Annotated in this window: 4 protein-coding genes; all 4 read right to left on the reverse strand. The window is 46.0% G+C overall.

The features are described from left to right. Positions 1-341: 3'-5' exonuclease (locus HRU42_RS19770; protein WP_295033671.1), on the reverse strand; the 341-nt coding region annotated here is incomplete at its 3' end. Between the two features lie 255 nt (positions 342-596). Further along, positions 597-2,444 (reverse strand): DUF294 nucleotidyltransferase-like domain-containing protein, encoded by a 1,848-nt coding sequence (locus HRU42_RS19775; protein WP_295033672.1) that lies wholly within the window; start codon positions 2,442-2,444, stop codon positions 597-599. Positions 2,445-3,063: 619 nt separating this feature from the next. Then, a complete protein-coding gene (locus HRU42_RS19780; RefSeq protein WP_295033674.1) occupies positions 3,064-4,782 on the reverse strand; it encodes a sodium:solute symporter family protein in 1,719 nt (572 codons plus the stop codon). A 41-nt stretch (positions 4,783-4,823) separates the two neighbouring features. Then, a complete protein-coding gene (locus HRU42_RS19785; protein WP_295033676.1) occupies positions 4,824-5,090 on the reverse strand; it encodes a DUF4212 domain-containing protein in 267 nt (88 codons plus the stop codon). Positions 5,091-7,840 lie beyond the last annotated feature (2,750 nt).

A 7,840-nucleotide genomic window follows, 5' to 3' on the forward strand; every position in this document is an offset into this window, starting at 1 on the left:
ATCTTACTCATGGCATTTTGCAGGAAATTGATATCCAAAGGTGCATGATGAGCCACCAGCACCTTACCGAGTGTCTTTTCAAGAAACCAAGATATGGCTTCCTCTATGTCTATCGCATCTTGCAGATATTTATCTAAGATGCCGTGGATCGCCGCACTCTGACCCACGCCGCCGTCGACTTTGATGAGCTTCTGCTCCGCCTTATCGAGTAGCAGCAAGTTATTTTCAATGGGAATTAAGCCGATACTGAGAATTTGGTCATGATTAGCGTCCAGGCCCGTCATTTCCAGATCTAGGGCTATTAGCTTAGATTGACTGATATCTTGACTGAGCACAGCCATTAATTCGCGATGATAGCGCCTCATCACTTCCGAGCGACAACGAAAGGCGCGCCAACACAAGTGAGATTTAAGCAGCAAAGGGATCACGATTTAAACGCTCCGAGTGAATGTAAGCTTGATATCAGGTTAAGCATCATCAACCACCTTAAAAGCTGCGGGTGAATTTAAGTTTAATGCCGAGTTGAACATCATGAACCACCTTAAAAGCTGCGGGTGAATTTAAGTTTAATGCCGAGTTGAACATCATGAACCACCTTAAAAGCTGCGGGTAAATTTAAGCTTGATGCCGGACTGAGCATCATGCACCACCTTGAAGGCATCCTTGAGTTGATGGCGCACCAAAGAAGACAAATGCTGGGGCTTGAGATAGTTAGTGATCGCGAGTGCATGTTTATCTTGATAGCCTTGATTGGATAGGCGCATATGAGCGATAAACTCCTGGGCATCGGCCAAATTGAGGGCATCTTTGCGATTGATGATATTGAGCTCCATCAAGGTACGGATCCTTTTCGCCGTATTCACCTCCTTGATCCCGGCCGACAAGGCATAGACCCGGGCAATATCATTGATAAGCGCGTTGCCCTTATGTTTCAGATCTATGCCCTTGACCTCACGGCCATCACGCTCTAAGACAAACTTTTTGAAGAAGCCCAAGGGCGGCGACTCGACGAGGGCATTGCCCGCCATCCCCGCAAGAAAGATATCATTGCCCTTGGTATTAGCCAGCACGGTATCTTGCAGGTCATTAAATAAGGAGCTTGGGCCGTACACTGAACGCATATCGAAGAAGATGCTGGCGTGCATCAAAGCCTTTGGCTCAGGGGTATTGACCCAAGCTGCAAATTTATGCTGCCACTGCTTCAAGGTAAGGCGCCACTGGGGATTTTGCGCCATGATATCTCCGGGGCAATAAACATAACCACACAGATCCAGTCCGGCGCAAACAGATTTAGACAAGGCCGCAAAATAGGCCGCCGCCGCTTCATCGGGTGCATGGGCGAGTAACAGACCATTGTCCTGATCGGAACAGGCCGCCTGATCTTGTCGCCCCTGTGAGCCGAACGCCAACCAACAAAAGGCCATGGGGGCTTCACCCAGTAATGCTTGGTTCAACACGATAAGGCGCCTGGTCAGTGCATCCGTCACCGACGTCAATACTCGGCCAATCTCTTCGGCCCTGGCATCGGCACTGATCAAATTTTGCAGCAACAAGGGGATCTGCTTGCTCACGCTAATGAGGCGTTCGACTGTATCTTGTCTCTCTAACTCACCGATAAGCAGTAAAGGTTGCGAGCTTTGGCCACGTAAAATATCTGTGCTGGTGAGGATGCCAATGGGTTTCCCCTCATCGACGACGGGCAGATGATGAATACTGTGCTCACTCATAAGCAGCATGGCTTCAAATACCAGGGAGCTTGATGTCAATGTCTTCGGCCCTGTGGTCATCGCCTGATGCACGGGTAATTGACCGTCTAACCCTTGGGCCAACACGCGATTTCTCAAGTCTCTGTCGGTCAAGATCCCCACCAGCTGGTGATTGTCGATAACCAGCACCGAGGAAACCCGCGCTAGACGCATATTTTGCGCGGCTTCACCGACCGTAGAATTGCTGTCGATCACCAGAGGATGTTTCGACATCAAGGTGTTTACCCGACTCGTGGTCACCAGATCTTTGGCCTTAAAACGGCCTTGGTGGCGAAGTCGTTTCGCGAAGGCCCGATTGAAGAAACGATCGAAATGGCGACTTTCACCGCGAAGGGAATTGAACGTATCGAGATCTAGGTGATAGACCAGGCCATCTTCTAATATTTGTACCCGATTACTGATCTTCTCACCGGACAACAGCGAAAGAAAACCAAAGTAATCTCCCTCAGCCAGTCTGTCGACTAACTCGCCATCATCATCTCGCACCTCAAATGCACCACTGCGCACGATATAAAGCTGGGGATGAGTGTCATCTAGAGGCACTATCGCCGACGCCTTGCTGTAATAGCCAACGGTTAAGCTTTTACAACAACGTTCGAGGGCGGCTGCAGTTAAGGCATCAAACGGCGCTAGGGCCTTAATAAACTGAGATATTGGCTGTAGCTCACTTGCGTCCATAGACTATCACCAGAAAACCTGAAGAGACTGATAACAAACTATACCCAGTTCAACAAGGTAAAGGTATTCGACCAATGGCGAACCGAACAAGGTGTTACTTACCGATAGTTTGATAACACTCAGGATAAAATATGATCTCATTGACTTGTCCATTCTCGCTAATTATTTGCAGCCATAGCCAATAGAGCCAACTCAAGCTGGGCTTGAGCGAAAGTCGTGGGTGTTCAACCCCTTTGCCTTGTTAATAGTCAATAAAGCGGCTGGATTCCCGCCCACAAGCATCGCGGGAAAGACAAGTATTGAATTGCAGGGAAAGACGAGTGTTGAATTGTGAGAAGCTATCGATTTCGATGAAGATAAAACTTTCTATAAGCTGTCAGGGATCAACAACCCGCATAAACAAAGACATTGTTGAGAGCTTGAAACGCATTCACTATAAATACAGATAGACTCGATTAGGTGTGTTCTAGAAGCAGGCTGACTATGACCAATTAATCATGCCAATCACTATATACAGCACAATTTAGCCATAAAAAAGAGCGCCGAAGCGCTCCTTTTTTACAATGTCGATACCAGTGTAGATACCCGATGTAGATACCTCAGTCAGATAGACATCTAACTAGTGATCTTGCGCCTCACCCGACCCCTTAGGGAAACGAATAGACTCGATCATACTCACCACCTCTGCAGGTACCGCCGCTGTTACCTTGCTAATCGCGAAAGCCACAGCGAAGTTGATCATCATGCCTAACATACCGATACCTTCAGGAGAAATCCCCAGGAACCAATGATCTGCATTGTTCATCTCTGGATTCATGAACTTGAAGAATACGATATAACCTATGGTGAACAACAGACCCATGACCATACCCGATATTGCGCCTTCCTTGTTAACGGTCTTAGAGAAGATCCCCATGATGATTGCAGGGAAGAGTGACGATGCCGCGAGTCCAAAGGCGATGGCAACCACAGCAGCCACGAACCCTGGAGGATTGATGCCGAAGTAACCCGCCATCACTATGCCCAGCGCCGCCGCAATACGGGCAAACATCAACTCCTTCTTATCTGAAATATCCGGCATCAAGTTCTTCTTGAGTAAATCATGAGATACCGAGGTCGAGATAACCAACAATAGACCCGCAGATGTCGATAGTGCTGCCGCTAAGCCACCCGCCGCCACAAGCGCGATAACCCAAGCAGGTAAGTTAGCAATTTCAGGTGTCGCGAGCACCATGATATCTCGGTCAATCTTCATTTCATTTTCAGGACCCTTGGCATAATAGATCTTGCCATCCTGGTTCTTATCATCCCACTCGATCAGGCCTGTCTTTTCCCAGTTCTTAATCCACTCGGGAGCCGTTTCATAGGCTACACCCGTAGACTCAGGACCATTAATGGTTTCAATCATGTTCACACGAGAGAATGCCGCTAACGCTGGAATCGTCGTATACATAATGGCGATAAAAACAAGCGCCCAACCCGCAGATACACGTGCATCTTTCACTCTAGGCACGGTAAAGAAGCGCACAATCACGTGTGGCAGACCCGCAGTACCAAACATCAGAGCGCCGGTAATGAAGAACACATCTATCATGCTCTTAGAACCTTCGGTGTACTGCCCAAAACCGAGTTCGGTGGACAATCCATCGAGTTTATCTAACAGATACACCCCAGTGCCATTACCCGCGGCATCGATAAGCTCGGCACCGAAACCAATTTGAGGAATGATATGACCCGTCATCATCACAGAGATGAAGATAGCCGGCACCATGAAGGCGAAGATGAGTACACAATATTGCGCCACCTGAGTGTAGGTAATGCCTTTCATACCACCGAGTACGGCGTAGAAGAAGACCACGGCCATGCCTATATAGACGCCGGTTTCAACTTCGACCTCTAAGAAGCGGGAGAACACCACGCCCACACCGCGCATTTGACCCGCAATATAAGTGAAACATATGATGATGGCACAGATAACCGCGACGGTACGTGCGGTCTGTGAGTAGAAACGGTCACCGATAAAATCAGGCACGGTAAACTTACCAAACTTTCTCAGGTAAGGAGCGATACACAATGCCAGCAGCACGTACCCCCCAGTCCAGCCCATCAGATACACAGATCCATCATAGCCAGTAAATGACACTATACCCGCGAGGGAAATAAACGAGGCTGCCGACATCCAATCAGCCGCCGTTGCCATGCCGTTCATCACAGGGTGAACACCACCACCTGCAACATAAAATTCTTTTGTCGAACCGGCTCTCGCCCAGATCGCAATGCCGATATACAGGGCGAATGTAGTGCCCACAATCAAATAAGTTAACGTTTGTACGTCCATCTCATGACTCCTTATCTAGGTTCGGTTATCTTGGACTAGCTTTAGTCTTCGTGAACATTGTATTTTTTGTCTAATGCATTGGCTTTCGCCACATAAACAAAAATCAGTGCGACGAACACATACATGGCACCTTGCTGTGCAAACCAGAATCCCAACTTGAACCCCATGAAATGAATTTCATTCAGTACATCAACCAGTAGAATGCCGCATCCAAAAGATACCGCAGCCCAAATAGCTAATAGTTTAAGTACCAGGCGTAAATTCTCGCGCCAATATCCCTCTGCCTTGTCTTTGTTTTCAAAACTCATAGCGACTCCCCTGTGGTGATTTTTATGTAAAGTCACCGTTAATCTATCAAGGCAGCGCACAACAACAATCGCGACCTTAGTCTAACGCTAACGGCAACCAAGCCAGATAAAAATAAAAATTAGATTTAAAACAGATAGATAAAAGTTTACGTACGCGTTAACTTGATGTCATTTCAAGGCTGGACCTTAGACTAAGGTAGGAGAGTTTTTGTTTGAAACAGCTCAATAAATATGTAGCACGTCGCCTCAAATGAGAAACCGAATCGGGTCAAATGAGAAATGAGGAGTCCTAAAATCAAATGCGTTGCCCAAATCTAGTGATTTATCAGTTCGGATGGTTTGGGAAACACATTGTAGCTGTAGCACATGGCGAGATGTTGAAAGGAGATAACTTGCTTTTTACATGCCCTATTAGCGTTAAAATCTAGTTTTTAGATAGATTTATACCCTCTTTAAATCGAGTTTAATCTCCCTTGTAGGATCTGCTTAAAGTGATCACTCTAAGCCTTTTTAGCCCCAAAGTGAGCCAGCCTTCGAATGAAGGCTTAATACATTTTTACCTTGGTTCATTTTTGTTTTAGTTGTCCCTTTTCGTCATTCCGGCAGATTTTTTGAGCCGGAATCCAGTGACCTTTTGCTCTTGGAATATGTCATTGAAGGTCGCTGCTTCATTGTAACCTACCGCCTGTCCGGCGAGGATTGTGCACTCTCTGCTTCGAGATACTTCTGCGAGACGCCGGCTCTTGATTTTATAAGAGTCATCCCTGTGGGCTCTGCCAAAACATCTGACCTACATGGATAGTAGGGAATGCCGACAAATGTAGGGAACATTTTCGGCCTTGTTTTGGAAGCTCGCAGCCGTATCTACACCTGCTGATTTACAAGATTAAGTTGTCTCTTCGATTTAGTTTTTCTAATTGTCGATAGCTTGTTACGGCTCGTCTTTCCCGCAATGCTTATGGGCGGGAATCCAGCCGCTTTGGTGTATGGTAATTTTCTGTTTTAGCTTCTGGCTTAGTTGGTATTGGGTTATTTTTTGAAGGTCGACCCTTCTTGGTAACCTATCGCCTCCCAGCGGGGTATGTGCAGATACTTCTGCGAGACGCCGGCTCTTGATTTTATAAGAGTCATCCCTGTAGGCTCTGCCAAAAAGTCCCTTTTTTGGAAGCTCGCAGCCGCATATACACCTGCTGATTTACAAGATAAGTTGTCTCTTCGGGTTTAGAGTGTGTGTTATTGCTAGTGTGAGAGGCTTAATCATGGCTGGCACCATGCATTCACTACTTTGAACTTGGGGGCATTAAAAGTATCAAAAATATTATGGGTGTCCAGTTAACACGGTTGCATAAAAATCATCGACTTGATACTTTAAGTTAAAATAAATCATCGCCTTACATGCCATTTAGCACTCAAAATGTCAGCACTGGTATGTGGTCAATGGCTTCATTTTTATGATGGGTGGCTCGATAAATTCTTTATGATGGGTGGCTCGATAAATTCTTCCGATAAATTCTTCTACGTTGAACTTGAGCGAAGTTAACGTATCAAAAATCTTATGGGTGTCCACTTATCACGGTTGCATCAAACTCATCGTATTGATGCTTTAAATTAAATAAATAATCGACTTATAGGTAATTCGGCACTCACATTGTCAGCGCTGGTATGTGGTTAATGGCTTCATTTTTATGATGGGTGGCTCGATAAATTCATAAAGTGCGGCACATCTTATTAAACAAGAAGGCAGGGCTGGATCAACTACTTTGGCATAGCCAACGCTTACCAAGGATGTGTCGCTTATTGTTTAGAAAGAGTGACCATTGGATCCGTCGTCGAGTACGTATGTGACTTTGAGTTATAGAGAGTGGCGTCAGTGGCGAAAACCACGGATAAGGTGCACTCTCACAACTAGAAGTACTTAGACGTGGCGTCAGGATCCAATCAGCCGTTGCTTGTGGGAGGGCCTACCCCACAAAGTGCTTTGGGTATCACAAGTAAAGGGCCATGGCGAAGCTCGACTCTTGTTAAAATCTTTGACCAGGGATACAGCAAGCGCTGAGTAATGCAAAGCTCGAAATAAGAGTTAACAAAGCGGGTTTATGTTCACTAAGAGATGGATGGATCGCAGTTCACTCTCGAAACGAAGAAGCTAACCAGAAAGTCTAGGTTAGGCGCTCTAAATGAACCGCCCTCGGCAACAAGCTCCTGCGTTGCTCTCGATAATTGCTCCTGCATTATTCTACCTTCGTCCATCCATGGGCTCGTACCTCCTGAATCTGACCTCTAAGGAAGAAGGAAATGTCATATTTTGTATGGAACAAAATAGACCATTCAGTCGTGTGCGGAGCCGCATGCAGGGTGGTGTGGGGGCTGGAGGCTAGATACCTCTGGCTACCCGATTAGGGTTCGTTTTCACGGTCTTAATTCTAATGTAGACTTATGTAAAACGTCAATGAACTCATTAAAATTTTCGATAGCACTTTCTACCAGTTCCTTTTTCGGAAATACAGGCTCCTCAGGAGGTACATTTTCTTGATTTAACATACCAATAGATGGAGAAACATGGATTATTTTATGTCTATATTTTATGATTTTTTTCAAAGATCCGAGACAGTTATTTGAAAGTCCGCTGGAGTAATACAATAAGTGCAACAGATTAAGGTTGAAAAGTGAGAGAGCTGAAGGCAGAATTTTAGTTCTCACACACAAATTCAGAGTCTGTCATGAACAAACAGTACCATCAGCTCACTCAG

It is taken from the genome of Shewanella sp. (assembly GCF_013214165.1).
GTDB lineage: Bacteria > Pseudomonadota > Gammaproteobacteria > Enterobacterales > Shewanellaceae > Shewanella.